Source organism: Amycolatopsis rhabdoformis (genome assembly GCF_035918295.1).
In the GTDB taxonomy this organism is placed as follows: Bacteria; Actinomycetota; Actinomycetes; order Mycobacteriales; family Pseudonocardiaceae; genus Amycolatopsis; species Amycolatopsis rhabdoformis.
This window is the reverse complement of sequence record NZ_CP142149.1, coordinates 7,394,891-7,421,105: the sequence shown is the minus strand read 5'-3', so window position 1 is coordinate 7,421,105 and position 26,215 is coordinate 7,394,891. Positions and strand designations below refer to the sequence as shown.

Sequence of the window (26,215 nt, the reverse complement as noted above, 5' to 3'; positions counted from 1 at the left end):
AGTGATCTCCGTGTCCACCACCTCCGTGAGCACCCGCCGCGTGCTGATCGTGATGCCCGCGCTCAACGAGCAAGCCAGTGTCGGCGCCGTGATCGCCCAGGTCAAAGCCTCCCTGCCCGGGATGGACGTGCTGGTCGTCGACGACGGTTCGGTGGACACCACGGCCCAGCTCGCCCGGGCCGCCGGGGCCGAAGTGGCCCGCCTCGCCGTGAACCTCGGTGTCGGCGGCGCGATGCGCACCGGCTTCCGCTACGCCGCCGCCCGCGGCTACGACGTCGTGGTGCAGGTGGACGCCGACGGTCAGCACGACCCCGAAGAGGTCGGCGCGCTGCTCGCGGAACTGGACAACGGCGCCGATATCGCCATCGGGTCGCGCTTCGCCGGCAAGGGCGCCTACCGCGCCGTCGGCCCGCGCAAGTACGCGATGGTCGCGCTCTCCCTCGTCTTCTCGCGCCTGGCCGGCCGCAAGATCTCCGACGTCACGTCGGGGTTCAAGGCCATGGGCCCGCGCGCGATCCGCATGTTCGCCTCCTACTACCCGGCGGAATACCTCGGGGACACCGTCGAATCGCTCGTGATGGCGATCCGCGGCAAGCTCGTGATCGCCGAGGTGCCGGTGGTGATGCGCGAACGCGTGGCCGGCACTCCGAGCCACTCGCCCGTGAAGTCGGCCGTGTACCTCGGCCGCGCGGGCCTGGCGCTCCTGCTGGCATTGGTCCGGCGCCGTCCGTCCGTCGACTCGTCCGACGCAGCGTAAGGGGATTCCATGGCCGGCTGGCGCGTACTGAGCATCGTCGTCGCGTGCCTCGTGCTCTTCGTCGTCATCGAAATGATGCGGCGCCGCAAGCTGCGCGAGAAGTACGCGGGCGTGTGGCTCATCGTCGCCGTCGGTGTCGTGGTGCTCGCGGTGATCCCGCAGGCCGCGGAGTTCCTGGCGAAGATCACCGGGGTCCAGACACCGTCCAACTTCGTGTTCCTCCTGGCCGGCGTCGTGCTGGCCCTGGTCGCACTGCACCTGTCCACCGAGGTCGGGCACCTCGAGGAAGAGGTCCGGACCTCTGTCGAGGAGACGGCGCTGCTGCGGTGCGAGCTCGAGGACACCAAGCGGGAGCTGCAGGCGCGCATCGAGGCGCTGGAGGCCAAAACGGCCACGCCTGACAACGTGCAGGGCCTGCCCGAAGTGAGCACCGCACGCGTTCGCTGATCTCCGCACTGCTCGCCGCCCCGCCTCGGCTGGGCGGCGTTCGTGTGCTCGCGGTCGATGGGCCGTCCGGGGCCGGGAAGTCGACGCTCGCCGCGGCGGTGGTCGCCGAGCTGGGGGAGCGGGCGGCATTGGTGAGTACCGATGCCTTCGCGACGTGGGACAACCTCGTGGCGTGGTGGCCGCAGCTCGAGCGTGGGGTGCTGGAACCGCTTTCGCTGGGGCGCGCCGGCGAGTACCGGCAGGTGGACTGGACCTCCGGGGAGCCGCGGCCCGGTGCGCTCGTGACCGTTGGGGTGCCTGAGGTTCTGGTGCTGGAAGGGGTCTCCGGCGGACGCCGGGCGATGCGTTCGCGGCTGGCGCACCTGTGCTGGATCGAAGGTGGCACGGAGGCGGAGCGGCTGGAGCGCGCGGTGGCGCGCGACGGAGAGGCTTCGCGCGCGGATCTGCGTCGCTGGCAGTTGTTCGAACAAGGGTGGTTCGCCGTGGACGGCACCCGCGAATCGGCACAAACCAGACTGCCGTGATCGTCACCCGTCGTCCGATACGGCCCTAAAACCTGCTTCAGTACTAGGCCATTAGAGTGGCCAGACTGCCACTCTAAGTACTAATGCGACAAAACTCGTCACCGTGCGTACACAATTCTCAACACATTGCGGTGACTTTGGTCCTTACGTAGTGCGATCGTAACCTCACGCGCTTAAGTGCGAGCCGACTTCCCGCTAGTGTCGGCGAGCACACCGACCGTCCGAGTGTTTCCGACCGACCGGACGGTACTTGACCCGAACATCTCCCAAGGGGTGCCAGATGCAGCAATTGCGCCTGACCCGAACACGTCGAGCGGCCCTGATCGGGCTTGCCGGGGTGCTCGCGGTCTCGCTCACCGCGTGCGCCGAGTCGAAGCGCGACGAGGCCGGAGGCGGTGGCACCGGAGGCACGATGGTCTTCGGCGACACCGGCAACCCGAAGATGTTCGACCCGGCGTTCAACGACGACGGCGAGACTTTCCGCATCACGCGGCAGATGCTCGACACGTTGATCCAGAACAAGCAGGGCACCGCCGAGCTGGAGCCGTCCCTCGCCACCAAGTGGGAGTCGAGCAACGACGGGAAGACCTGGACGTTCTCGCTCAAGCAGGGCGTGAAGTTCAGCGACGGCACCGCCTTCGACGCCAGCGCGGTCTGCTTCAACTTCGACCGCTGGTACAACATGAAGGGCGCCGCCGCCCAGAGCCAGATGATCTACTACGGCGACGTCTTCGAGGGCTTCGCCAAGAACGAGGGCGACGCCGCCGGCAGCCCCGTGTACAAGAGCTGCGAGGCGAAGGACCCGTCGACCGCGGTCATCAACCTGAACAAGGCCAAGGGTGCGTTCCCCGCCGCGTTCACGCTGCCGTCGTTCGCGATCCAGAGCCCGACCGCGATGAAGCAGCACGACGCGGACAAGGTCACGCAGTCCGGTGACTCCTTCACCTACAGCGACTACGCGTACAAGTTCGTGACCGGCACCGGCCCGTTCAAGTTCGACAGCTGGGACCAGGGCAAGGGCGAGATCACGCTGGTGCGCAACGACTCCAGCTACGCGCCGGCCAAGCTCGACAAGCTCGTCTTCAAGGTCATCCCCGACGAGAACGCGCGCAAGCAGGCCCTGAAGGCCGGCGACATCCAGGGTTACGACTTCCCGGCGCCGCAGGACTACGGGCTGCTGCGCAACGAGGGCGAGCAGGTGCTCATCCGCCCGTCGTTCAACGTGCTGTACCTGGGTATCAACCAGTCCGGCAACCCGAAGCTCAAGGACGTGCGCGTGCGCCAGGCCCTGGCCTACGGCATCAACCGCGAGCAGTTCGTGAAGTCGAAGCTGGCCGAGGGTTCCGAGGTCGCCACCGAGTTCGTGCCGAAGGCCATCTCGGGTTACACCGACGACGTGACCAAGTACCCGTACGACCCGGCGAAGGCCAAGCAGCTGCTCGCCGAAGCCGGCGCCAGCAACCTCACGCTGAAGTTCTACTACCCGACCGAGGTCACCCGGCCCTACATGCCGAACCCGGCCGACACGTTCACCTCGATCTCCGAGGACCTGAAGAACATCGGCATCACGATCCAGCCGGTGGCCGAGCCGTGGAACGGCGGCTACAAGGACGACGTGCAGAAGTTCGGCAAGCAGGACCTGCACCTGCTCGGCTGGACCGGTGACTACAACGACGCCGGCAACTTCGTCGGCACGTTCTTCGGCCGCGAGAAGAAGGAGTTCGGGTTCAACAACCCCGAGCTGTTCAACGCTCTCGCGCAGGCCGACGGCTCGCCGGCCGGCGACGCGCACGCCAAGGCCTACCAGGGCGTGAACAAGCAGATCATGGACTACCTGCCCGCCATCCCGATCGCCTACCCGACGCCGGCGATCGTGGTCGGTCCGAAGATCAAGGGTGTGGTGGCCAGCCCGCTCACCGACGAACGCTTCAACAACGTCACGATCGGCTGACGTGCTCCGCTGAGCAGCCGGGCTGGGGGGCAGGTGCTACCGCGCCTGCCCCCTTTGCCCACGTTCCCGGGCTGTACACAAAGGACTACAAGTGCTCCGTTTTCTCGTGCGTCGGGTGCTACAAGCGATTCCGACGCTTCTCATCCTGTCCATCCTGGTCTTCGCCTGGTTGCGATCCCTGCCCGGCGGCCCCGCGGCCGCGCTCCTGGGTGACAAGGCGACGCCGGAGAAGATCGCCAGCCTCAACCACGTGCTCGGTCTGGACCAGCCGATCATCCTGCAGTACTTCAAGTTCCTCGGCCGCGCCGTGACCGGCGACTTCGGCAACTCCCTCGTTTCGGCCCAGCCGGTGATGGGCGAGATCGGCACCTTCCTCCCCGCCACCATCGAGCTCGGGCTCTCGGCGATGATCATCGCGATCGTGCTTGGCGTGCCGTTCGGTTACCTGGCCGCGCGGTACCGCGGCGGCGTGCCGGACAACATCATCATCGTTCTGACGCTGGTCGGTGTCGCCGTGCCGGTGTTCTTCCTCGGCTACACGATGCAGGACATCCTGGCCGCCCCGCTCGGGCTGCCTTCGCAGGGCCGCCAGGCGCCGGGCATCGACGCCACCAGCATCACGAACTTCGCCATCCTCGACGGCATCATGACCGGTGAGTGGGACGCCGTCTGGGACGCGATCAAGCACCTGATCCTGCCGGCGTTCGCGCTGGCGACCATTCCGCTCGCGGTGATCACCCGCATCACGCGCGCTTCGGTGCTCGACGTGTTCAACGAAGACTTCCTCCGCACGGCCAACTCCAAGGGCCTCACGCAGTCGGTGATCCGGCGGCGGCACGTGCTGCGCAACGCGTTGCTGCCGGTGGTCACGACCATCGGCCTGCAGACCGGCGCGCTGCTCGGCGGCGCGGTGCTGACCGAGCGGGTCTTCAACTTCCGCGGCCTCGGCTTCCTGCTGGCCGAAGGCATCGAACGGCGTGACTACCCCCGGCTGCAAGCTTTGCTGCTGTTCGGGGCGGTGGTGTACGTGCTGGTGAACATGTTGGTCGACATCTCGTACGGGATCATCGACCCGAGGGTGCGTGTGCGATGAACACTTTGCTGGCCAAGAAAAAAGAGCCGATCGACAAGCTGGCCAAGGCGTCGGCCAGTGGGCGCAGCCTCGGAGCCGAGGCGTTCCGGCGGATGCTGCGCAGCCCGGTGGCGATCACCGGCGGCGTGATCACGCTGCTGTTCCTGCTGCTGGCCATCTTCGCGCCGCTGATCGCCCCGAAGGACCCGCAGATCCGCTACCTGCAGAGCCAGGTGGAGCTCGGCAAGGGCATCATCCCCGGCCCGAGCCCGGGCTTCCCGCTCGGCGTGGACGACTTCGGTCGCGACTTCCTGTCGCGGCTGCTCGTCGGGGCGCAGCAGACGCTGCTGGTCGGCGTGCTGGCGACCGTGATCGGCGTGCTGATCGGAGTGATCATCGGCGGTCTCGCCGGTGCGTTCGGCGGTTGGGTCGACACCGTCCTCATGCGACTGGTCGACGTGCTGCTGTCGTTCCCCTCGCTGCTGCTGGCGATCTCCATCGCGGCTCTGTTCGCGAAGCCGAGCCAGTGGACGGTGATCCTGGCCGTGTCGATCATCGGCGTGCCGATCTTCGCGCGGCTGCTGCGCGGTTCCATGCTGGCGCAACGGGAAGCCGACCACGTGCTTGCGGCGACGTCACTCGGTGTCAAACGCGGCACGATCGTGTTCCGCCACATGCTGCCCAACTCGCTCGGCCCGGTGATCGTGCAGGCCACGCTCACGCTGGCCACCGCGATCCTCGAGGCGGCCGCGCTGTCGTTCCTCGGCCTGGGCGACCCGGACCCGACCCGAGCGGAGTGGGGGTTGATGCTGGGCAACGCCTCGCGCCAGTTCCTCGACATCCGCCCGGAGCTCGCGTACTACCCGGCCATCGCGATCATCGTGGTGGCGCTCGGGTTCACGCTGCTCGGCGAGTCCCTGCGTGAAGCCCTCGACCCGAAGAACCGGCGGTAAGACCATGGCACTCCTCGAAGTCCGCGACCTCTCGGTCGTGTTCCAGCGGCGTGGTGAGAAGCCGTTCACCGCTGTCGACGGCGTGAGCTTCGACGTCGAGCCCGGCCAGACGGTGGGGCTCGTGGGCGAATCCGGCTGCGGCAAGTCCGTGACGTCGCTCGCGATCATGCGGTTGCTGGCCAAGCGCGGCAACAAGGTCAGCGGTTCGGTGTCGTTCGAGGGCACCGATCTGCTGAAGATCTCCGACCGCGACATGCGCGACCGGCGCGGGCGCGACCTGGGCATGGTGTTCCAGGACCCGCTGTCCTCGCTCAACCCTGTGATCCCGATCGGGCTGCAGATCACCGAGGTGCTCGAACGCCACCGCGGGATGTCGCGCAGCAAGGCCAAGCTCGAGGCCGCCGACCTGCTCGACAAGGTCGGCATCCCCGACCCGACGCGACGGCTTTCCGAGTACCCGCACCAGCTTTCGGGCGGGATGCGCCAGCGCGCGCTCATCGCGATCGCGCTCGCGTGCCGGCCGCGGCTGCTCATCGCCGACGAGCCGACCACCGCGCTCGACGTGACCATCCAGGCGCAGATCCTGGCGCTGCTGCGCGAACTCGTGCAGGACACCGGCACCGCGCTGATCATGATCACGCACGACCTCGGTGTGGTCGCCGGTCTCTGCGACGAGGTCAACGTGCTCTACGGCGGCCGGATCGTGGAGCGCAACGAGCGCCACGGCCTGTTCGCCGAGCCGCGCCACCCGTACACCCACGGGCTGCTCGCCTCGATCCCGCGCCTCGACGAGGGCCGCGGCGAGAAGCTCGTGCCGATCCGCGGCTCCGTGGCCGACAACATCCCGTGGGAAGGCGGCTGCGCGTTCGCGCCCCGCTGCCCCAACGCGTTGCAGGTCTGCGAAGAGCGCTCGCCGGAGCTCGTGCCCGACCGCACCGGCCTGCTGCGCTGCCACAACCCGGTGAAGCCCGCCGTGGCCACCGCAGGAGGAACCCGATGACGACCGAGGCGACCGAGGTGTTCAGCCGGCCGGAAACCGAGGAGGACGTGCTGCTCGAGGTCACCGACCTCAAGGTGCACTTCCCGATCAAGCGCGGCATCGTGGTCGACCGCACCGTGGGCCACGTGTACGCCGTGGACGGCGTCGACCTTTCGATCCGCCGCGGCGAGACCTACGGTCTGGTCGGCGAGTCCGGCTGCGGCAAGTCGACGCTGGGCCGCGCGATCCTGCGGCTCAACGAGCCCACGGCCGGCAAGGTCGTGTTCGACGGCACGGACGTGGCCCAGCTCAAGGGCGAGAAGCTGCGCAAGGCCCGGCGCCGCATGCAGATGATCTTCCAGGACCCGATGTCCAGCCTGGACCCTCGGCAGCCGGTCGAGTCGATCCTGTTGGAGGGCATGAAGGCCCACGGCCTGGCGAAGGACAAGGCGGCCACCGACCAGCGGCTGCGTGAGCTGCTCGGCGCCGTCGGCCTGCCGGAGACGGCGCTGCGGAAGTACCCGCACGAGTTCTCGGGCGGGCAGCGCCAGCGCATCGGCATCGCGCGGGCGCTGGCCGTGGAGCCGGACCTGATCGTGGCCGACGAACCGGTGTCGGCGCTCGACGTGTCGGTGCAGGCCCAGGTCGTGAACCTGCTGGAAGACCTGCAGAACGAACTCGGGCTCACCTACGTGGTGATCGCCCACGACCTCGCCGTGGTGCGCCACATCTCCGACCGGATCGGCGTGATGTACCTGGGCGCGCTGGTGGAGGAGACCACTTCGGCGGAGCTGTACGAGAACCCGCTGCACCCGTACACGCGGGCGCTGCTCTCGGCGATTCCCGTGCCGGACCCGGTCGTGGAGGACACCCGTGAGCAGATCCTGCTGGCGGGCGACCTGCCGTCACCGGCCAACCCGCCCACGGGCTGCCGCTTCCACACGCGCTGCCCCTGGCGGCAGGCGAGCCTGTGCGACACCGATCGCCCGCAGCTGCGCGAGATCGGCGCCGGCCACCGCGTGGCCTGCCACTACGCCGAGGACATCCGCGACGGCCGCATCCAGCCGCACGAGGTGGAGCCGGAACTCGTGGAGCTCACCGGGGTGCTGAACCCGGACGCCGCGCCCGACATCGGCTCGGTGACCGAGATCCTGTGATCTCCTAGTGCCCGGTCGGCGGCGAGTCCACTTCGGACTCGCCGCCGACTGCGTTCTCAGGGCCGCAGATCGATCGCGGCGCGGAACGAGCCGTCCATGTGGAACGGTGTCGAGCTGTGCTCGTGCACGATCCGCCACGCGCCGTCGACACGGCGGAAGACCAGCGTCGAGCGGAACCACAGCGTGAACGGTTCGCTCATCCCCGCCGGCACGGCCGACATCTTCGCCAGCGCCGTGGTGAAGGCCAGGTCGCCGGACTCGGTCACTTCGACGTCGGTGTACTCATACGTCACCGGGCTGTCGAACGTGCCGAACCACTTCGTGAGGAACTCCGCGGACGCGCCGGTGGTGCGCAGCGGCGGGGCGAGGTCGAACTTCACGGCGTCCTCGGCGTAGCCCGCCACCAGGCGCTCCGGGTCCTTGGCGCGCATCGCGTCGGTGCGCTCGGTCAGCAGGTCGCGGATCTCGTTCTCGGACATTTTGTGCTCTCCTTGAAGTCGTCGCCGGGTTCGTTCACCGGGGACGTCGAAGCCGTTCGCGCAGCTTCGACATCCGGGGTGAAGACAATTTCCGAGGAGGCACCGATGAAGTACCTGGTCCTGATCTACGGCAACCCGGCGTCGCGCTCGGCCTGGGCGGGGATGAGCGACGAGCAGAAGGCCGCGGGCCTGCGCGCCTACGTCGAGTTCAACGACTCGCTGGACGATTCCGGCGAGCGCATCGTGTCCGAACGGCTGGCCGCGCCGGAGCTCACGAAGCAGGTGATCGTGCGCGAGGACGAGGTGAGCACCACCGACGGGCCGTTCGCGGAGATCAAGGAGCAGCTCGCCGGCATCTACCTGCTGGAGTGCGAAACCGAGGCCCGCGCGCTGGAGATCGCCGCGCGGATCCCGGAGGCGCCGTACGCGACGATCGAGGTCCGGCCCGTGATGGGCCTGACCGGCGACGTGGACTTCGACCTCGCGGACCTGCGGTGAACGACGGCCTCCTGCGCGAGCTCGCACCGCAGGTCCTCACCGCGCTCGTGCGCCGCTACGGCGGGTTCGACACGTGTGAGGACGCCGTGCAGGAGGCCCTGCTCGCCGCCGCCGTGCAGTGGCCGCGCGACGGCGTGCCGGACAACCCCAAGGCGTGGCTGATCACCACGGCGTCGCGGCGGCGGATCGAGCTGTTCCGCAGTGAGACCGCGCGGCAACGACGGGAGGAGGCGGTGGTCGCGCTGGCGCCGCCGGACCCGGATCCGGCGCCGGCGGTGGACGACACGCTCACGTTGCTGATGCTGTGCTGCCATCCGGCGTTGACGCGGCCTTCGCAGGTCGCGCTCACGCTGCGGGCGGTCGGTGGCCTCACGACGGCCGAGATCGCGCGCGCGTTCCTGGTGCCGGAGCCCACGATCGGCCAGCGCATCAGCCGCGCGAAGCAGAAGGTGAAGGGCACGTCGTTCCGCCTGCCGCCGGCGGACGAGCGGCCCGCTCGCGTCGCCGCCGTGCTGCAGGTGCTCTACCTCGTGTTCACGGAGGGGCACACCGCGAGCGAGGGCTCGGCCGTCGACCGCGTGGAGCTCACCGCCGAGGCGATCCGGCTCACCCGGCAGCTGCACGCCGAGCTGCCCGAGGACGGTGAGGTCGCGGGCCTCCTCGCGTTGATGCTCCTCACGGCCGCGCGCCGCGCGGCCCGCCTCGGCCCGGACGGCACGATGGTCCCGCTCGCGGAGCAGGACCGCTCGCGCTGGGACGCCGGCGCCATCGCCGAGGGCACGGCGCTCATCACCCACGCGCTGGCCACCGCCGCCGTCGGCCCGTACCAGCTGCAGGCCGCGATCGCCGCCGTCCACGACGAGGCGGCTTCGGCCGAGGACACCGACTGGCCGCAGATCCTGCTGCTCTACGACCTGCTGCGCCAGGTCGCGCCCGGCCCGATGGTCACGCTCAACCGGCTCGTGGCGCTCGCGATGGTCGAGGGCCCGGCCGTGGCGCTGGCCGAGCTCGACGCGGCCGACCAGCCGGACCACTACCGCGTGGACGTCGTCCGCGCGCACCTGCTCGAGCTGGCCGGTGACCTGCCCGCGGCCCGCGAGTACTACGCGACGGCCGCGCGGCGCACGTTGAGCCTGCCCGAGCGCCGGCACCTGGAAGCACGTGCTTTGCCCGATTTGCGCAAATAACCCTGACTCAAGTCGCACCCCACCCCCGACTGAAGGGTGACGCCCGCGCACGAGAGCCCCGGTACGCTGCGAATTGCAGGGACGAAACCGGCAAGGCGCAGGGGGTACGGGCAGTGAACATCGACCACGTGCTGGAGGCGATCCCTCCGCTGTCGGTCTACCTCCTCGTGGGGCTCGTCGTGATGGTCGAGAGCCTCGGGATCCCGCTGCCCGGTGAGATCGTGCTCGTGAGCGCGGCGCTGCTGGCCTCGTCGCACGGTGGTCTGAGTCCCCTGTGGATCGGCATCCTGGCCAGCGCGGGCGCGATCATCGGCGACAGCATCGGCTACCTCATCGGCCGCAAGGGCGGTAAACGCCTCTTCGACTGGGCGGGCCGGAAGTTCCCCAAGCACTTCGGGCCACAACACATCGCGAACGCCGAACGCATGTTCCACAAACGCGGCATGTGGGCCGTGTTCTTCGGCCGCTTCGTCGCCGTGCTGCGCATCCTCGCCGGCCCGCTGGCGGGCTCGCTCAACATGCACTACCCGCGCTTCCTCATCGCCAACGCGCTCGGCGGCATCGTGTGGGCCGGCGGCACCACCGCGTTGATCTACTACCTGGGCGTGGTCGCGGACAAGTGGCTCAAGGGCTTCCAGTGGGCGGGCCTCGGCGCCGCGCTGGTCATCGGCGTGGTCGTGACGCTGGTGCTGAAGAAGCGCATGTCGCGCCACCACCCGGAGCCGGCGGACCAGAAGGACGACGCGGTCGCCTAAGCCCCGGCCGGCGGCGAGATCAGCGTCGTCGCGAGCCGCTTCGCGGTGTGGAACGGCCGGGAGGCCTGGGTGACCACCGACGTCACGGCGGCGCCTTCGAGTAGCAGTATCAGCTGGTCGGCCACGGTTTCGGCGTGGTCCGGCTCGATGCGCTGGAGTTGCGTGAGCAGGTAGCTGTGCAGCGCCGTCTTGTGGTGGCGCACGACTTCGCGCACCGGGTCGGCCGGATCGGGGAACTCCGAGGTGGCGTTGAGGAAACCGCAGCCGCGGTAGCCGTCGCGGGAGAGCCAGGCTTCGTAGGCGTCGAACACGGCCAGGATCCGCTCGGCCGGATCGGTGCGCACGGCGGTGATCTGGTCGATCTTCTCTTGCCACTGCCGGTCGCGTTCCCGCAGGTAAGCGACCACGAGGCGGCTCTTCGAACCGAAGTTGCCGTAGAGCGCGGCCTTCGTCACGCCGGCCTCCGCGGCCACGGTGTCGACGCCGACCGCGTGGATGCCATCGCGGTAGAACAACGTCGACGCCGCCTTGAGCACTTTGGCCCCCGCGTCGCCGGGTCGAGTCCGGCTCACATCTCCTCCAAACTGTTCGGTCTCGGTGCTGAGCAGTCCAAACTCTAGCATCGATTGACAACAGACAGACCTGTCTGTTTGGTTGCGGACGTGGTTGAGATCAGCGAGAGGGCAACGGACCGGTGGTGGTCCACCGCGGCGGTCGGCGCCGGCGTGATCGCGCTCTGCTACGGCTTCGCGCGGTATGCCTACGGACTGTTCGTGCCGCGGTTCGGCGAGACGTTCGGTCTCACGACGGTCGGCATCGGGGTGCTCGGCGGACTGTCCACCGCGGGCTACGGCGTCGGCCTCCTGCTGTCGCTGCGCACGGCCACGCGATCGGCACGGGGCACGGTGCTGCTGGCCGGGGCGTTGGCGGCGGTGGGCCTGGGGCTCATGGCGGCTGCGCCGAACGTGGCCGTGTTCGGCGTCGGGCTCGTGCTCGCGGGCGGCAGCGCGGGCCTGGTTTCGCCCGGCGTCGCGCAGCTGATCGGGGAAACGGTGGGCGCGCGCCACCGGGTCCGGGCGCAGACGTGGGCCAACACCGGGACCGGGCTCGGGCTGGCCGCGTCGGCGTTCACACCGCTGCTGGCGTTCGGCTGGCCGGCGATCTGGGCGGGGTTCGCGGCGCTCGCCGTGGTGATCACGGGGCTCGCCTGGCGGACGCTGCCGCGCCCGCCCGCGGTCGCCGACGTCTCGGCGCCGGTCCGCGGCCTGGCCCCACTCGTGGTCAACTCCGTGCTGATCGGAGTCACGAGCGCGCCGTACTGGACGTTCTCCAGCTCCCGACTCACCGCGACCGGCCTGAGCCCGACGGCGGCGACCTGGTGCTGGTTCACGATCGGCGTGGCCGGGCTCTTCGGCGGGCTGGCCGGGCGCGCGGCCGAGCGCTTCGGGCTGCGGACCACCAACCTCGTCACGTGGACGCTGGCGGCGGCCGGCCTCGCGCTGCTCGCTCTGCCACGGCCGGGTCTGCTCGGCGCGCTGGTCTCCAGCGCGTTGTTCGGCAGTACGTACATGGCCCTGACCGGCCTGTGCATCCTCTGGGCGGCCCGGTTGTTCGCCACGCGTCCGGCTCGCGGGGTCATCTGGTCGTTTTTCGGCCTCGGGGTCGGGCAGACCGCCGCGTCACCACTGGCGGGCGCGGCGGCGTCCGCGATCGGTCCGGCCGCGGTGTTCGGGCTGGCCGGGCTCGTGGCGCTCGCCGCGTGGAGCCAGCTCGACGCCCGCCTCGCCCCGCCCGGGTCAGGTCCCGGCGGGTAGCAGCTCTTCGTCGGGCAGCACCGCGGGTTTGCGCTTGAGCGACCCGAGCAGCACCCCGCCGATCACCACCACCGCGGCGACGATCTCGAGCACCGTCGGCACCTCGTCGAGCACGAAGTACGACGCCGTGAGGCCGACCACCGGCACGAGCAGCGAGAACGGCGCGACCACGCCGGCGGGGTGGTGCTTCATGAGCGTGGTCCAGATGCCGGAACCGACCACCGTGCCGAAGATGATCACGTACGCCATGCCGGCGACGCCGATCAGGCCGGTGGTGGTGCCGAGCGTGGTGAGCGAGTGCCAGCCGGCCGTGGGGCCTTCGAAGATCGCCGACAGCGCGAGCATCGGCAGCGGCGGCACCACCGACATCCACAGCATGAAGTGGATCGGGTTGTCCGGCGTCGCGCGGCGCATGGCCAGGTTGCCGAACGCCCAGCTCAGCGCCCCGAGCAAGGTCAGGATCACCGGCAGCAGCGCGGCGTGGGCCGACTGCTGCCACGCGATGGCCGTCATGCCCGCCACGGCCAGCAGGATCCCGGCTAGCTGCCGGCCGGACACGCGCTCACGCAGCAGCACCGCGCCGAGCAGCACGGTGAACGGTGCGGACGCCTGCAGCACCAGCGAAGCCAGGCCCGTCGGCATGCCGATGGCCATGGCCACGAACAGGAACGCGAACTGTCCGGTGCCGAACCCGAGGCCGTAACCGAGCAGGTAGCGCAGCTTCACCTTCGGCCACGGCACGAACAGGACCGTCGGGATCGCGATGAGCAGGAACCGCAGCGCGCCCGCGAACATCGGGGGGAAGTGGCCCAGTGCGGCGTGGATGGCGAGGAAGTTGCACCCCCACAACACGGCGACGAGCACGGCGAGGAGACGGTCACGTGCGGGCATGTCCTCCACTGTGCAGGCGGGGATCGTGAAGGACCAGCGAGAATAACTGCACGGACTGTGTAGACACACTTCACATAAACTGGACGATGTGGATCTCGGCAGACTTCGGACATTGCGGGAGTTCGCGGACCGCGGCAGCGTCACGGCCGCGGCGCGGGCCCTGCACTGCACCCCTTCGGCGGTGTCGCAGCAGCTGCGCGCGCTCCAGTCGGAGGTCGGCCTGCCGCTCACCGAGCCCGACGGCCGCGGCCTGCGCCTCACCGACGCCGGTCGCGCGCTCGTGGCCCGCGCCGACGAGGTCCTCGCTGCGCTGGACCGGGCGGAATCCGAGCTCGACACGTACCGCAGCGCGCCGCGCGGCCGCGTGCGGATCGCGATCTTCCAGTCGGCTGGGCTCATGTTGCTGCCAGGACTGCTGACCCGGGTCGCCGCCTACGACGGCCTCGAAGTGGACGTCCGCGATGTCGACATGACGCCGTCTGACGTGCCGGCGCTGGTCGCGGACTACGACGTGGTCGTGACGCACCGGGACGAGCACGCCGGCGCGTTCTCCTCCGACCGCCTCGAGGTGGTGCCGCTGCTGCGCGAGCCGCTCGACGTCGCCCTGCCCGCCGGCCACCCGCTCGCGCGCCGCCGCCGCGTGGACCTCGCCGACCTCGCCGACGAACGCTGGATCTCCGTCGACCACGGCTTCCCCGTCGACGACGTGCTGCGCTCGCTGACCGTCCGCACCGGCGTGCGCCCGCAGATCGTGCAGCGCATCAACGACTTCCGCATCACCGAACGCCTCGTCGCCGCGGGCCACGGCATCGCCCTGCTGCCGCGCTACACCATGGACACCCGCCGGGGCAGCGGCCTGGTCGGCCGCCCGCTGGCCGGCATCCGCGCCGCCCGCCTGGTGGAAGTCGTCTGCCGCCGCGGCGCCCTGTCGCGCCCCGCGGTGGCGACGGTGATCGCCGAGCTGCGCGCGGAAGTCGCGGCGCTGACGGGTCAGGCGAGCGCGAGCTAGCTGCGTGCCCCACGCCGAAGACCCTGGCGGACCAGACCACCGCGGGCTAGCTGCGTGCCCCGCGCCGGATGCCGAAGGTGATCGCGATGCCGAGCAGCGTCGCCACCCCGAAGGACAGCAGCATGCTCACCAGCGGTTCGTCGATCAGCTCACCGCCGGCGTAGCCGAGGAACGCGACGTACGACGTCCAGAGCGCGACGCCGATCGCCGATGCCGAGAAGAACTCGCCCATGGGCCAGCGCAGGGAGCCGGCCAGGAGGGCACCGACGGTGCCGCCGGAGGGGAGCCAGCGGACGAGGACGAGGATCGGGCGGGGGTGGCGTTGGAGGCGGCCGTCGAGCCAGGCCAGGCCGGCCGCCATCTTGCGGCGGCGGGTGAGGCGCGCGAGCACGCGGGCGCCGCCGAAGCGGCCGAGTGCGTAGAGGGCCTGGTCGGACACCAGGCAGCCGGCCGTGGCGACCGCGATCACCACGGCCAGCGACGTCCCGCCCTGAGCGGCCGCGATGCCCATGCCGAGGATCGTCACCTCGGTGGGCAGCAGGGGCACCAGCGAGACGACGAACAGCACCACGAGCCCTGCCGTCGTTGCGTCCACGTCTCCATTAACCGCCGTCTGAGGCCCGATGAGTCCCGTTCACCGAGTACTCACAGCAAGGCACAGCCGCTACACAGTTTCGGTGAACCATGACAGTGGATGTCATGGTTGGGCGCAACCGTGGCCGGATGAACCTTTCGGGAAGAGTCGCACTGGTCGCCGGCGGCACGCGGGGTGCGAGCCGTGCGATCGCCGTGGAGCTGGGGCGTGCGGGCGCGTTCGTGTACGTCACCGGTCGTTCGACGCGGGCCGGACGGTCCGAAGTGGACCGTCCGGAGACGATCGAGGAGACGGCCGAGCTGGTGGAGCGGGCGGGCGGCCGGGCCGAGGCCGTCCGCGTCGATCACCTGGAGCCGGCCGAGGTCGCGGCGCTGGCCGAGCGGGTCGGCCACCTCGACATCCTCGTCGACGGGCTGTGGGGCGGCGACCGTCACCTCGGCTGGGGCAAACCGGTCTGGGAACACCCGCTGGAGGCGAGCCTGCGCATGATCCGCCTGGCGATCGACGCGCACCTGATCACCAGCCACCACCTGCTGCCGCTGCTCATCGACCGTCCGGGTGGCCTCGTGGTCGAGCTGACCGACGGCACCGCCGAGTACAACGCGAAGTACCGCACCGGCACGTCGCTGCCCTTCTACCTGGCGAAATCCGCGGCCCACCCGATGGCGATCGGTGAGGCGGCCGAGCTGGCCCCGTTCGGCGCCACGGCCGTCGCGTTCACGCCGGGCTGGCTGCGGTCGGAGGCGATGCTCGACGCGTTCGGGGTCACGGAGGCCACGTGGCGCGACGCGCTGGACAAGCAACCGCACTTCGCGATCTCGGAGTCACCGACGTTCTGCGGCCGCACCGTCGCCGCGCTGGCCGCCGACCCGGATCGAGCGCGGTGGTCGGGGCAGACGGTGAGCAGCGGACAGCTCGCGGCGGCCTACTCGGTGGACGACGTGGACGGCAGCCGCCCGGACGCGTGGCGCTACCTGGTGGAAGTGGCCGATGTCGACAAGCCGGCCGACGCGTCCGGCTACCGCTGAGCGTTGCGTGCGGCGAGCTGGGCGCCGATGTCGGCCAGCGCGGCCCGGATCTCGGGCGGTTCGAGCACTTCGACGCCCGGGCTCAACGCCACCAGCTGGCCGAGGCCGATCTCGCCGCCTTCCAGCGCGAGCTCGGCCAGTGCCCAGCCGGCGGAATCCGGCTCACCCAAGGAGCGCACGGTGTCCGCGAGGTGCTCGCCGCCGAACACGCGGCGCAGCTCTCGCACGGCAAGCCGGCTCAGCCGAGCTCGCACGAGCAGTGGCCGCGAAACCTGCTCGAACGTGGTCGACGACTCGCGCCACCACGTCGGCAGGTCGAAATCGGCCGGCCGCTCGAACTCCTCGGCCAGCTCGTCGACGCGTTCGATCCGCGAAACCCGATAGGTGCGGTACGCGCCGTCGATCCCGGCCACCAGGTACCAGACGCCCGCCTTCAGCACGAGGCCGAGCGGCTCCAGCACCCGGTCGGCCACTTTGTCCTTGCGCCGGTAGGAAATCGCGAGCCGCCGCTGCGCCCACACCGCCCGCGAGACCGCGCTCAACGCCGGCGGCTCGTCGGCGTTCCCGAACCAGCCGGGCGCGTCGAGGTGGAAGCGGCCGGCCACGAGCGCCGCGTGCTCCCGGAGCCGCGCCGGCATCCCGGCCGACACCTTCGCGCGCGCGGCGCTGCCGGCCGTGTCGAGACCCAAGCCCGCCAACGCTTCCGGCGCGCCCAACGCGAACAACGCCACGGCTTCCCGCGCCGTCAACCCGTCGAGGCCGGCCTTCCAGCCGTCCACGAGCCGGAACCCGCCGTGCCGGCCCGGCTCTGTCCACAGTGGAACGCCCGCGTCGCGCAACGCGGCGAGGTCCCGGTGCATCGTGCGCTCCGAGACCCCCAGCTCGGCCGCGAGCTCGGAGGCGGTCGCACTGCGGCGGCGCTGCAGCGTGAACAGCAGCGCGACCAGCCTCTCCGCTTTCACCGCGACTGAACCCGAAACCGCGACGGCAACGCGATCAGCGGTTGGCGCGGTTGACCGCGCTGACCACCGCGCGCAGCGACGACGTGACGATCGACGGGTCGATGCCCACACCCCAGAACACGCGGTCGGAGATCGCGCACTCGATGTAGGACGCGGCGCGGGAGTCGTCGCCCGGGGTCAGGGTGTGCTCGCTGTAGTCCAGGAGCCGCAGGTCGAAGCCGACGGTGGACAGGGCGTCGAAGAAGGCGGCGATCGGGCCGTTGCCGCGGCCGGTGATGTCGTGCTCGTCGCCGTCGACGGTCACCGTGGCTTCGATGTCGTACTCGCCGCCGCCGTTGTCGGTCACGCGCTGGCGCACCAGCTCCAGGGGCGTGCGCGGCTCGAGGTACTCCTTCGAGAACGCGTTCCACATCGTCGCCGGGTCGACCTCGCCGCCGGCGGTGTCGGTGTAGGCCTGGACCACCTTCGAGAACTCGATCTGCAGGCGTCGCGGCAGGTCGAGCTGGTGCTCGGCCTTCATGATGTAGGCGACGCCGCCCTTGCCCGACTGCGAGTTCACGCGGATCACGGCCTCGTACGTGCGGCCGACGTCCTTCGGGTCGATCGGCAGGTACGGGACCTCCCACGGGTACTCGTCCACGGGTACGCCGGCCTTGTCGGCGGCGTCCTTGAGCGCGTCGAGGCCCTTGTTGATCGCGTCCTGGTGGCTGCCGGAGAACGCGGTGAACACCAGGTCACCGCCCCACGGCGTGCGCTCGGCCACCGGCAGCTGGTTGCAGTACTCGACGGTGCGCTTGATCTCGTCGATGTCGGAGAAGTCGATCTGCGGGTCGACACCCTGGCTGAACAGGTTCATGCCCAGCGCGACGAGGTCGACGTTGCCGGTGCGCTCGCCGTTGCCGAACAGGCAGCCCTCGATGCGGTCGGCGCCGGCCTGGTACCCCAGCTCGGCGGCGGCGATGCCGGTGCCGCGGTCGTTGTGCGGGTGCAGCGACAGGATCACGGAGTCGCGGCGCTCGAGGTTGCGGCTCATCCACTCGATCGAGTCGGCGTACACGTTCGGCGTCGCCATCTCGACGGTCGCCGGCAGGTTCAGGATCACCGGCTTCTCGGGCGTCGGCTGCCAGATCTCGGTCACGGCGTTGCAGACCTCGAGCGCGTACGACAGCTCGGTGCCGGTGTAGGACTCGGGCGAGTACTGGAAGCGGAACTCGGTGTCGGGCTGCTTCGCGGCCAGCTCCAGCACCATTTCCGCGCCCTGCGTCGCGATCTTCTTGATGCCTTCGCGCTCTTCGCGGAACACCACGCGGCGCTGCAGGATCGAGGTCGAGTTGTAGATGTGCACGATCGCGCGCGGCGCGCCTTCGAGCGACTTGAACGTGCGCTCGATCAGCTCGGGACGGCACTGCGTGAGCACCTGGATGCTCACGTCGTCGGGGATCGCGCCCTCGTCGATGATCTCGCGGACGAAGTCGAAGTCCGTCTGCGAAGCGGCCGGGAACCCGACCTCGATCTCCTTGTAGCCCATGCGGACGAGCAGGTCGAAGAACTTGCGCTTGCGCGCCGGCGACATCGGGTCGATCAGGGCCTGGTTGCCGTCACGCAGGTCCACCGCGCACCACAGCGGCGCGCGCTCGATGCGCTTGTTCGGCCAGGTGCGGTCGGGCAGATCGATGTTCTCGATCAGCTCGTACCACGGCTTGTAGCGGTGGACCGGCATCGACGTGCCGCGCTGGGGGTTCCACTTCGGCTGCCCCTCGGGCGCCGGGCGCGACGGCGTGCGGACACGGGAAGTACTGGTGCGGGGGTCGGTCGTGCTCATGGGTAGAGACTTCTCCTGACGAGGTGGGTGCATACGACCGGCACCACAAAGCCCCGCGACGAGGAGCCGGTCTGGTCAGGCCCCGTCGCGGCAGCGAAGCAGGAGAGCACGCGCCACCCAGCCACCTTAACCACGGACCGCGGCGGTTGTGAAGTCACCTCCGCGATCGAACTGTTACGTCCGGTGTCCACCGGGTGTTACCAGCGGGTAGCGGGCGACGGTGTGACGTGTCAGACTGCCGGGCATGGGCGAGCACGCCGAACAGGCACCCGACACGGAGACCGAGTCGCGGCCGAAGCGCGCCGAGGTCGACTGGCGACGCACCCGTGAGCAGGTCTTTTCCTTCGTGGCCACGCTCGTGCGCTGGGTCGGGCTGATCTTCGCCGCGATCCTCGTGCTGCACGTGATCTTCGTGGTCGGCGAGGCCAATTCGGACAACGGAATCGTGTCGTTCGTCCGAAGCTGGGCCGACGGCCTGTCCATCGGCTTCAAGGACCTCTTCACCCCGAGTGACGCGAAACTCAGGGTGCTCGTCAACTACGGCATCGCCGCGATCTTCTGGCTCGTGGTGTCGGGGATCGTCGCCAAGATCCTGCGCCGCGTCGGCGGCAGCTCTTCCTGACCCACTTCCCGCGATCACGGGCCGTTCCCGCCCTGGCGCGAACGGCCCGTTCGTGCGGGGTCAGCTCTGCCAGGTGATCGGCTTGGAACCGTAGTCGGTGCCCGGCGCCTGGTCGGTGTACTCGCCTTCGTTGTACGAAGCGCCGGTCACCGTGGTGCCGGCCTGCGCCACCGCGAGCACGCAGCTGTCGTAGGTCGCGCCCTTCGTGGTGAAGGCCTTGCCCGCGTCGCCGCTGTCGCACTTGTCGAACGTGCCGATCACGGACACGCCCTGCGCCTCGGAACCGTCGGGGAGCAGCGCGTTCATCAGGCCGAGCGAGGTGTAGGAGAAGTCGGTGCCACTCTCGTTCGACACGGTCACGCGCACGTAGTACGGCGTCATGCCCTTCGCCTTGTCACCCAGGTCGAGCGGCGCGAGATCGGCCTCGACACCCTTGTCGATCGACTTCACGGTGACGCCGATCGCGCCGGTCTTGCCTTCGGACTTGAACGGCACGATCGCCTTCTCGCCCAGCTTCAGCTTGGTGCCCTGCTGCGTGAATCCGCCGGCCGCCGTGTTCGCCGCGCCGCCCGAGGAGTCGTTCGAGCTCGACGGCGCCGAACCGCTCGTGTCGGGAGCGCTGCTGCTCTGGCTCGGCGCGGGCGCGCCGGACGCGGCCGAAGGCGTGCCGGTCATCTCGCTGCCGCAGCCGGCCAGGGCCAGCACCGCCGCGGAAACCCCCACGATCGCCAGCACTCGACTACGCATGTTCGTTCTCCTCATCGCCACCCAGTGTTTGCGGCTTCGATGCGGTGCCCCGATCAGCGGTTCCCCGATCGGCGGACCTTACTTAGCGATGCGAAGTGAATGCGTGCGGTCGATCAACGTCGATCAATCCAGGGCCGGTTTGCCCCATTCACCACTGAACGCGAACTCGGCCAGCGGAATGCGCTGCCTTTCCTTCAGCTCCCGCTCGATGCGCCGCTCGTCTTCGAGCACGGCGGCGTCGGCGGCGTGGCCCACGGCGATGGCCACGAGGGGCACGGCGGCGTCCGGCAGGCCGAACGACGCGCGGATCGCGTCGGCGGAGAAGCCCGCCATCTGGTGGGCGATCAGGCCGAGGTCCACGGCCTGCAGCACCAGGTTCTCGCTCGCCAGGCCGAGGCCGTACTCGGCGTAGGGCACCTCGCCCTTCTCGTTGGTGGTCACCGCCACACCCACGAGCAGCGCGCCGGCCCGGAACGCCCAGGCCTGGTTCCCGGAGTTCAGCGCGGCCAGGATCCCGGCGAACGTGGTGTCGCCGCGGCGGCCCACGAGGTAGCGCGCGGGCTGGGTGTTGCCGAAGGACGGCGCCCAGCGCGCGGCCTCCAGCAGCGTTGTCAGTTCCTTCGGGGACACCTCGGCGGTCGCGTCGAAGGCGCGGGGGCTCCAGCGCTCGGCGACGGCGGGGCTCACGGGGACACTCGTGTCGGCGGTTTTGCGCACGTCCCGAACCGTAGTACGCGGGGAGTGCTCTCCGTCACTCCGGAGGAAGGGCTTCGAACATTCCGGTGGTGTTAAGGAAGATTTACTTCCAGGAGACCCTCGATCGATGTGCGCCGCCACTCGATTGAGTGGCGAGCGCCCTCCGCCCCGGTAGAGTTCCGGCCAAGTGAAGGGACGCGGGGGCTCCTCGGTGCCCACCAGGAGCAGACCCGGCCCGTCAAGGAGGTTCGGGCTGTGGCCCTCGTGGTCCAGAAGTACGGCGGATCGTCGCTGGAAAGTGCCGACCGGATCAAGCGCGTCGCCGAACGCATCGTCGCCACCAAGAAGGCGGGCAACGACGTCGTGGTGGTGTGCTCGGCGATGGGTGACACCACCGACGAGCTGCTCGACCTGGCGCAGCAGGTGAACCCCGCGCCGCCGGAGCGGGAGATGGACATGCTGCTCACGGCCGGTGAGCGCATCTCGAACGCGCTGGTCGCGATGGCGATTTCCGCGCACGGCGCCGAGGCGTGGTCGTTCACCGGTTCGCAGGCCGGCGTGGTCACCACGTCGGTGCACGGCAACGCGCGCATCATCGACGTGACGCCGAGCCGGGTCACCGAAGCGCTGCAGCAGGGCTACATCGCGCTGGTGGCCGGGTTCCAGGGTGTTTCCCAGGACACCAAGGACATCACCACGCTCGGCCGCGGCGGTTCGGACACCACCGCCGTCGCGCTCGCCGCGGCGCTGGGCGCCGACGTGTGCGAGATCTATTCCGATGTGGACGGTGTGTACTCCGCCGACCCGCGGATCGTGCCGGACGCGCGCAAGCTCGACACGATCCCGTACGAGGAGATGCTGGAGCTCGCCGCGAGCGGCTCGAAGATCCTGCACCTGCGGTCGGTCGAGTACGCGCGCCGCTACGGCGTGCCGATCCGAGTCCGCTCTTCCTACAGCGACAAGCCGGGCACCACCGTGACCGGGTCAATCGAGGAGATCCCCGTGGAACAAGCGCTGATCACCGGTGTGGCACACGACCGTTCGGAGGCCAAGATCACGGTCACCGGCGTGCCGGACCACACGGGTGCGGCCGCCCGGATCTTCCGCGTGATCGCCGACGCGGAGATCGACATCGACATGGTGCTGCAGAACGTGTCCAGCACCGTCTCGGGTCGAACCGACATCACGTTCACGCTGTCGAAGGCCAACGGTGCCAAGGCCGTGCAGGAGCTCGAGAAGGTCAAGGCCGAGATCGGGTTCGAGACTGTGCTCTACGACGACCACGTCGGCAAGGTCTCGCTCGTCGGCGCGGGGATGCGCTCGCACCCCGGTGTCACGGCGACGTTCTGCGAAGCGCTCGCGCAGTCGGGTGTGAACATCGAGATCATCAACACCTCGGAGATCCGCATCTCGGTGCTGATCCGCGACGCGCAGCTCGACGAGGCCGTGCGCGCGATCCACGAGGCGTTCGAACTCGGCGGCGATGAAGAAGCCGTCGTCTACGCGGGGAGTGGTCGCTGATGAGCAACGGTCTGCGCGTCGGGGTGGTCGGGGCGACCGGCCAGGTCGGCGGTGTGATGCGGAAGCTGCTGGAGGAGCGCAACTTCCCGGTCGACGAGATCCGCTACTTCGCGTCCTCGCGCTCGGCCGGGTCCAAGCTCCCTTGGCGCGGCGAGGAAATCACGGTCGAGGACGCCGCCATCGCGGATCCGTCCGGTTTGGACGTCGCGCTGTTTTCCGCCGGTGCCTCGACTTCGCGTGAGCAGGCGGCGCGGTTCTCCGCCGCGGGCGTGACGGTGATCGACAACTCGTCGGCCTTCCGCCGCGACCCGGACGTGCCGCTGGTCGTGAGCGAGGTCAACCCGGAGGCCATCAAGGAGGCGCGCAAGGGGATCATCGCGAACCCCAACTGCACCACCATGGCGGCCATGCCGGTGCTCAAGCCCCTGCACGACGAGGCCGGCCTGCTGCGCCTGATCACGAGCACCTACCAGGCGGTGTCGGGCAGCGGCCTCGCCGGCGTCGACGAACTGGCCGCCCAGGTCAACGCCGTCGCCTCCCGCGCCGCGGCCCTGACCCACGACGGCTCGGCCGTCGAGTTCCCAGCCCCGGCCAAGTACGTGGCGCCCATCGCGTTCAACGTGCTCCCCATGGCCGGCTCGATCGTCGACGACGGCACCTTCGAGACCGACGAAGAACAGAAGCTGCGCACCGAAAGCCGCAAGATCCTGGGCCTGCCGGAGCTGCTGGTCTCGGGCACGTGCGTCCGCGTGCCGGTGTTCTCGGGCCACGCCCTGTCGATCAACGTCGAGTTCTCCTCGCCGATCTCCCCGGAGCGCGCCACGGAACTGCTCTCGCGCGCACCCGGCGTGCAGCTCTCGGACGTCCCGACCCCGCTGCAGGCCGCGGGCAAGGACCCCAGCTTCGTCGGCCGCATCCGCACGGACCCGGGCGTGCCCGACGGCCGCGGCCTGGCGTTGTTCGTGGCCGCGGACAACCTGCGCAAGGGGGCGGCGTTGAACGCGGTGCAGATCGCGGAGCTGGTGGCGGGCAACCGCTGATTCTTTTCGACGCGACCGGCCGCCTTTCCCGATTCGGGGAGAGGCGGCCGGTTTCGTTCAGCCCAAGGCGGTGCTGCGTGAGGGCCGGTAGTCCAGCGGGACCTCCGCCTCCTTGAGCAGCACCCGCAGCGGTGTCGTGTCCGGGTCGGCGGTGCACGCGGCGTCCAGCGCCGCCGAAACGGCTTCGTTGCCGGGCCCGTCGACCACGATCTCGGCCGGTCCGGACCACGACACCCGCCAGCGCACCACGCCGGCGTCGGCGAGCGCCGCCGTGACCACCAGGGAAAGGCGGCGCCGGATCGCCGCCCCGACCATGGCCCGGCGCACCTCGGGTGCCGCTCCGGCCGGCACGGTGAACCCGGGGGCAGCGAGCGGGGTGGCTTCGCCGGTGTCGATCATGTCCAGCGCGTCGCCCAGGGTTCGGCCACCCAGCACACCAAGGGCATTGCCGAGTGCCGTGTGGTGGGCACCGAGGCCGGCCAGGGTGTCCCAGTCGGTGCGCTCCTTGGTGCTGACCTCGTCGACGAGCCCGGTGAGCAACGCGGTGTCGAGGAATTCCTCGGCGTCTCGCAGGATTTGGTACGCGGGGCCATCGCCACCGGCCGGCGGCGCCACGGCGGGAGCCGTTTCGAGGGCCGCGATCCGCTCGGGCGTGGCCGGGTGGTGGTCGAAGCGCGCGGTCTTGCGTTTCGCCAAGGTCTTGCGCACGTCGGCGATCTCCCGCTTGCGCCAGTCGTCGGCCAGCAACGCCCGGTACCCCTCGGCGAGCCGGGCCGGGAAGTAGCCGGCGGCCCAGCCCTCGGCGGCGTAGTTGTCCAGGAAGAACCCCCAGGCCTCCGCCAGCCCTTCCGACTCCCGCAGCGCGCTCACCGCCGCGGCGGTGCCGGCGAGGCGCACCGCGCCGAGGTCCGCGGCGAACTCCGCGTCGCGGCGGACCCGAGCCGAGACGGCGAAGTACGCCTTCGCGTAGCTCTGCAGCAGCGGCCGGACGAACCAGTCGAGGCCCCGGGCGTGGTCCAGGCCGAGCACCGTCCGGCTGAGCGACCGGTGCCAGCGGTAGGTCGCGGCCCTCGACCACTGGCCGTGGTCGTAGTGGGTGAGTTCGTGGGCCAGGACGGCCCGCAGCTGATCGAGCCGGAAGGCGCTGAGCAGCAGCGCACCGAGCAGCAATTGCCGCTGCGAAGGCCGGAAGAGGTGGTTCTCGTGCAGGACACCGGCGTTCGCGTCCGCGGTCAGGAAGATCCGGTCGGGAGCACGCCTGCCGATCTCGTCCGCGAGCTCACGGACGAGATTCCACAGCTCGGGCTGCTCCTCGGGCAGCACGCGCAGGCCGGGTTCCTCGCGTGGCGGCCGGCCGAGGATGAGCACCGTTTTAAGCAGCACGCCGAGGCTCGGCACCGCGATGACGCCGAACGCCAGCGCCCAGATCGGCGAGTGGAACAGTGCGTAGACCTCGACGGTCACGATCCCGGCCACGAGCACCACGACCAGCAGTGGAAACCCCGCCAGCAGCGCGACCGCGGCCAGCGCACGCGGTGATGTCTTCATCCGAACCTCCCCAGCGGACGCTCATCGCGCCCGACTTCATCCCCTGCAGATCGTCTCCGGTGGCTCATTCGTTTCCACCGCGAAGCCCAGTAGTTCCCGCAGCGGCGCCGTGTCAGGCACCTGCGCGCACGCCGCGAGGCCGGGCTCGGCGATTTCCGCGAGGCCGTGCTTGTCGAGGTCGTCGAGGCGCACGGGCAGGGTGCGGAGTTCGCAGATCTTCGCTGCACGATCGCGAGAAACGCTTTGCGTCGCCACGTCGGCGAGGGGTGTTCCAGTCGGTGGGTCGTTTCGTGGCGGCGTCCTCGGGCAGGCCGGCGAAGAGCACGGCGCCGAGGACCGCGTCCGGGTTGATCAGCAGCCGCTCGGCTTGATCGTCCACTGTGGTCACCTTGCCGAGGAAACCGCGGAAGCCGCCGACGAGGTCGGTGGGCCGGTAACCCTGGGGCCAGGCCATCGTGACGAAGTTGTCAGCGTAGAACCGCCACGCCGTCCGCACGGTGGCCAGCACCTCGAACAGCGTGGGCTCGGGCGGGCCGTACGACGTGGTGACCAGACGCAGGTAAGCGCCGCGAGGGACCGCACCAGCGGCGCGGTGAACCAGTGCAGCCCCGGCTGCGCCAAGGCGTCGGGCACCCGCATCATCGAACCCGCGCCGCGCTGCACGACCGCGTCGAGGCCGGCGTGTGCGTGCAGCGCGAACGAGCGGACCAGTGCGGCCCGCAGCTCCGTCCGGCTGAGACCGAGCAACACCGGCGCCCCGACGACCAGCGAACGTCCGGTGTGCCGCAGCCCGAACCACCGCGTGTGGTCGACCGCGCCGGCTTCCGGCTCGGACACGAGCACCACGCGGTCGGGCGCGAACGTCCCCGCCTCCGCCGCGGCCTCCCGCGCGAGCGACCACAACCACGGCTGCTCCGCGGGCGATACGGACCACCGCGCGCCGGGGACCGCCGCCTTGCGGTCGAAGGCCAGGAGGGATCGCATCGACGCGCCCGTGGTCGCCACGACCGCGGGAACCAGCCCCAACAGCAGCAGGTTCCCGCGCGACAGCAGGAAAACCGCCACCCCGACCACGATCGCGGGCCCGAGCACGGCGATGAACGGCAGCACCGCGAGCAAACCGACGGCCAGGACCTTGCGCGCCTTCCCGCCGTGTGGCAT

General features: G+C 70.0%; 28 protein-coding genes. 17 read left to right on the top strand and 11 right to left on the bottom strand.

What is annotated here, in order from left to right; translation table 11 throughout:
- Positions 1-52: 52 nt before the first annotated feature.
- The 8 genes from VSH64_RS34225 (at position 53) to VSH64_RS34190 (ending at position 7,840) form a co-directional block, all read left to right on the top strand.
- The gene (locus VSH64_RS34225; RefSeq protein WP_407655699.1) at positions 53-757 is read left to right on the top strand and encodes a glycosyltransferase family 2 protein; all 705 of its coding nucleotides are present in this window, start codon (positions 53-55) and stop codon (positions 755-757) included.
- A 9-nt stretch (positions 758-766) separates the two neighbouring features.
- Positions 767-1,204, top strand: coding sequence for a DUF2304 domain-containing protein (locus tag VSH64_RS34220; RefSeq protein WP_326566880.1), 438 nt, complete (start codon positions 767-769; stop codon positions 1,202-1,204).
- A gap of 44 nt (positions 1,205-1,248) precedes the next feature.
- Positions 1,249-1,728, top strand: a complete 480-nt coding sequence (locus VSH64_RS34215; RefSeq protein WP_326566879.1) for a uridine kinase family protein — start codon at positions 1,249-1,251, stop codon at positions 1,726-1,728.
- 280 nt (positions 1,729-2,008) lie between these two features.
- Positions 2,009-3,679, top strand: coding sequence for an ABC transporter substrate-binding protein (locus VSH64_RS34210; protein ID WP_326566878.1), 1,671 nt, complete (start codon positions 2,009-2,011; stop codon positions 3,677-3,679).
- Positions 3,680-3,770: 91 nt separating this feature from the next.
- Positions 3,771-4,772 carry an ABC transporter permease gene (locus VSH64_RS34205; RefSeq protein ID WP_326566877.1) on the top strand — a complete coding sequence of 334 codons (1,002 nt, stop codon included), beginning with the start codon at positions 3,771-3,773 and terminating at the stop codon, positions 4,770-4,772.
- Entirely contained in the window at positions 4,769-5,704 is a 936-nt protein-coding gene (locus tag VSH64_RS34200) for an ABC transporter permease (RefSeq protein ID WP_326566876.1), read from the top strand. The genes VSH64_RS34205 and VSH64_RS34200 overlap by 4 nt, the downstream gene beginning before the upstream one ends.
- A gap of 4 nt (positions 5,705-5,708) precedes the next feature.
- Complete coding sequence (locus tag VSH64_RS34195) at positions 5,709-6,704, top strand: ABC transporter ATP-binding protein (RefSeq protein WP_326566875.1); 996 nt, start codon at positions 5,709-5,711, stop codon at positions 6,702-6,704.
- Complete coding sequence (locus VSH64_RS34190; protein ID WP_326566874.1) at positions 6,701-7,840, top strand: ABC transporter ATP-binding protein; 1,140 nt, start codon at positions 6,701-6,703, stop codon at positions 7,838-7,840. The genes VSH64_RS34195 and VSH64_RS34190 overlap by 4 nt, the downstream gene beginning before the upstream one ends.
- 56 nt (positions 7,841-7,896) lie before the next feature.
- On the opposite strand, the gene VSH64_RS34185 is transcribed toward VSH64_RS34190, so the two are convergent.
- Positions 7,897-8,319, bottom strand: a complete 423-nt coding sequence (locus tag VSH64_RS34185) for a YybH family protein (RefSeq protein WP_326566873.1) — start codon at positions 8,317-8,319, stop codon at positions 7,897-7,899.
- A gap of 105 nt (positions 8,320-8,424) precedes the next feature.
- On the opposite strand from VSH64_RS34185, the gene VSH64_RS34180 reads away from it, so the two are divergent.
- The 3 genes from VSH64_RS34180 to VSH64_RS34170 all read left to right on the top strand — a co-directional run bounded on the left by VSH64_RS34180 (position 8,425) and on the right by VSH64_RS34170 (position 10,759).
- Positions 8,425-8,817, top strand: coding sequence for a YciI family protein (locus VSH64_RS34180; RefSeq protein WP_326566872.1), 393 nt, complete (start codon positions 8,425-8,427; stop codon positions 8,815-8,817).
- Positions 8,814-10,004, top strand: a complete 1,191-nt coding sequence (locus tag VSH64_RS34175; RefSeq protein ID WP_326566871.1) for an RNA polymerase sigma factor — start codon at positions 8,814-8,816, stop codon at positions 10,002-10,004. The genes VSH64_RS34180 and VSH64_RS34175 overlap by 4 nt, the downstream gene beginning before the upstream one ends.
- Before the next feature lie 113 nt (positions 10,005-10,117).
- Positions 10,118-10,759, top strand: coding sequence for a DedA family protein (locus VSH64_RS34170; protein ID WP_326566870.1), 642 nt, complete (start codon positions 10,118-10,120; stop codon positions 10,757-10,759).
- On the opposite strand, the gene VSH64_RS34165 is transcribed toward VSH64_RS34170, so the two are convergent.
- Entirely contained in the window at positions 10,756-11,331 is a 576-nt protein-coding gene (locus tag VSH64_RS34165; protein WP_326566869.1) for a TetR/AcrR family transcriptional regulator, read from the bottom strand. The two genes, VSH64_RS34170 and VSH64_RS34165, sit on opposite strands and share 4 nt — an antisense overlap.
- Before the next feature lie 90 nt (positions 11,332-11,421).
- Between VSH64_RS34165 and VSH64_RS34160 the strand changes: the two genes are divergently transcribed.
- Positions 11,422-12,573, top strand: a complete 1,152-nt coding sequence (locus tag VSH64_RS34160) for an MFS transporter (RefSeq protein ID WP_326566868.1) — start codon at positions 11,422-11,424, stop codon at positions 12,571-12,573.
- On the opposite strand, the gene VSH64_RS34155 is transcribed toward VSH64_RS34160, so the two are convergent.
- A complete protein-coding gene (locus tag VSH64_RS34155) occupies positions 12,556-13,464 on the bottom strand; it encodes an EamA family transporter (RefSeq protein ID WP_326566867.1) in 909 nt (302 codons plus the stop codon). The two genes, VSH64_RS34160 and VSH64_RS34155, sit on opposite strands and share 18 nt — an antisense overlap.
- Positions 13,465-13,552: 88 nt before the next feature.
- On the opposite strand from VSH64_RS34155, the gene VSH64_RS34150 reads away from it, so the two are divergent.
- Positions 13,553-14,473 (top strand): LysR family transcriptional regulator, encoded by a 921-nt coding sequence (locus tag VSH64_RS34150; protein ID WP_326566866.1) that lies wholly within the window; start codon positions 13,553-13,555, stop codon positions 14,471-14,473.
- A 46-nt stretch (positions 14,474-14,519) separates the two neighbouring features.
- Here VSH64_RS34150 and VSH64_RS34145 read toward each other — a convergent pair whose 3' ends face one another.
- Positions 14,520-15,068, bottom strand: coding sequence for a DedA family protein (locus VSH64_RS34145; RefSeq protein ID WP_326566865.1), 549 nt, complete (start codon positions 15,066-15,068; stop codon positions 14,520-14,522).
- Positions 15,069-15,196: 128 nt separating this feature from the next.
- Between VSH64_RS34145 and VSH64_RS34140 the strand changes: the two genes are divergently transcribed.
- Positions 15,197-16,096, top strand: a complete 900-nt coding sequence (locus VSH64_RS34140) for an SDR family oxidoreductase (protein WP_326566864.1) — start codon at positions 15,197-15,199, stop codon at positions 16,094-16,096.
- Here VSH64_RS34140 and VSH64_RS34135 read toward each other — a convergent pair.
- Positions 16,087-17,058, bottom strand: coding sequence for a helix-turn-helix transcriptional regulator (locus VSH64_RS34135; protein ID WP_326566863.1), 972 nt, complete (start codon positions 17,056-17,058; stop codon positions 16,087-16,089). The genes VSH64_RS34140 and VSH64_RS34135 overlap by 10 nt on opposite strands.
- A 34-nt stretch (positions 17,059-17,092) precedes the next feature.
- Positions 17,093-18,880 (bottom strand): 2-isopropylmalate synthase, encoded by a 1,788-nt coding sequence (leuA, locus tag VSH64_RS34130; protein ID WP_326566862.1) that lies wholly within the window; start codon positions 18,878-18,880, stop codon positions 17,093-17,095.
- 244 nt (positions 18,881-19,124) lie between these two features.
- Between leuA and VSH64_RS34125 the strand changes: the two genes are divergently transcribed.
- On the top strand, positions 19,125-19,502 hold the full coding sequence (locus tag VSH64_RS34125) for a hypothetical protein (protein ID WP_326566861.1): 378 nt from the start codon (positions 19,125-19,127) through the stop codon (positions 19,500-19,502).
- A gap of 60 nt (positions 19,503-19,562) precedes the next feature.
- Here VSH64_RS34125 and VSH64_RS34120 read toward each other — a convergent pair whose 3' ends face one another.
- Both VSH64_RS34120 and VSH64_RS34115 read right to left on the bottom strand, forming a co-directional pair.
- Positions 19,563-20,249 carry a hypothetical protein gene (locus VSH64_RS34120; protein ID WP_326566860.1) on the bottom strand — a complete coding sequence of 229 codons (687 nt, stop codon included), beginning with the start codon at positions 20,247-20,249 and terminating at the stop codon, positions 19,563-19,565.
- 123 nt (positions 20,250-20,372) lie between these two features.
- Positions 20,373-20,966, bottom strand: coding sequence for a nitroreductase family protein (locus VSH64_RS34115; protein WP_326566859.1), 594 nt, complete (start codon positions 20,964-20,966; stop codon positions 20,373-20,375).
- A 234-nt stretch (positions 20,967-21,200) separates the two neighbouring features.
- On the opposite strand from VSH64_RS34115, the gene VSH64_RS34110 reads away from it, so the two are divergent.
- Positions 21,201-22,466: an aspartate kinase gene (locus tag VSH64_RS34110; protein ID WP_326566858.1), complete on the top strand. Its 1,266-nt coding sequence runs from the start codon at positions 21,201-21,203 to the stop codon at positions 22,464-22,466.
- Positions 22,466-23,506, top strand: coding sequence for an aspartate-semialdehyde dehydrogenase (locus VSH64_RS34105; RefSeq protein ID WP_326566857.1), 1,041 nt, complete (start codon positions 22,466-22,468; stop codon positions 23,504-23,506). The genes VSH64_RS34110 and VSH64_RS34105 overlap by 1 nt, the downstream gene beginning before the upstream one ends.
- A gap of 57 nt (positions 23,507-23,563) precedes the next feature.
- Here the strand turns inward: VSH64_RS34105 and VSH64_RS34100 are convergent, their stop codons facing one another.
- From VSH64_RS34100 to VSH64_RS34090, 3 genes are all read right to left on the bottom strand, one after another.
- Positions 23,564-25,054, bottom strand: coding sequence for a M48 family metallopeptidase (locus VSH64_RS34100; RefSeq protein WP_326566856.1), 1,491 nt, complete (start codon positions 25,052-25,054; stop codon positions 23,564-23,566).
- Positions 25,055-25,090: 36 nt separating this feature from the next.
- The gene (locus VSH64_RS34095) at positions 25,091-25,309 is read right to left on the bottom strand and encodes a hypothetical protein (protein WP_326566855.1); all 219 of its coding nucleotides are present in this window, start codon (positions 25,307-25,309) and stop codon (positions 25,091-25,093) included.
- 129 nt (positions 25,310-25,438) lie between these two features.
- On the bottom strand, positions 25,439-26,215 hold the full coding sequence (locus VSH64_RS34090) for a M48 family metalloprotease (protein WP_326566854.1): 777 nt from the start codon (positions 26,213-26,215) through the stop codon (positions 25,439-25,441).